Source organism: Massilia sp. 2TAF26 (assembly GCF_052115005.1).
Classification (GTDB): Bacteria; Pseudomonadota; Gammaproteobacteria; order Burkholderiales; family Burkholderiaceae_D; genus Telluria.
This window is the reverse complement of the sequence record NZ_JBFRFV010000139.1, coordinates 1-387: the sequence shown is the minus strand read 5'-3', so window position 1 is coordinate 387 and position 387 is coordinate 1. Positions and strand designations below refer to the sequence as shown.

Sequence of the window (387 nt, the reverse complement as noted above, 5' to 3'; positions counted from 1 at the left end):
GTCATAGGCTTTGCCGTGGCTGACCACCAGGCGGATCTTGCGGGTGGCCGCGATATCCTTCAGAGGATCGGCGTCCAGCACCAGCAGGTCGGCCGCTTTGCCCGCTTCCACGGCGCCGTAGCGCTGCTGCTTGCCGAGGAAGCGCGGCCCCGCCAGCACAGCGGCATTCAGCGCCTGATGCGGCGTCAGGCCGTATTTGACGAAGATGCCCAGTTCATCGTGCAGGCCCTGGCCCGGATAGTCGAAGGAATTCAGGAAGCCTGCATCGGTACCGGCGATGATGCTGACGCCTTCCTGCTGCATCAGCGGCAGCAGCGAAGCAGACTTTTCATACAGGGCGTGACGGAAGGCGATGGCGCTGGCGTCATCCTTGGCGGCACGCTGCAC

Annotated in this window: 1 protein-coding gene; it reads right to left on the bottom strand. The window is 64.3% G+C overall.

Going from position 1 to position 387, the window contains the following annotated elements:
• On the bottom strand, nt 1-387 hold a 387-nt coding region (locus AB4Z32_RS27835; RefSeq protein WP_442125031.1), incomplete at both ends, for an amidohydrolase family protein.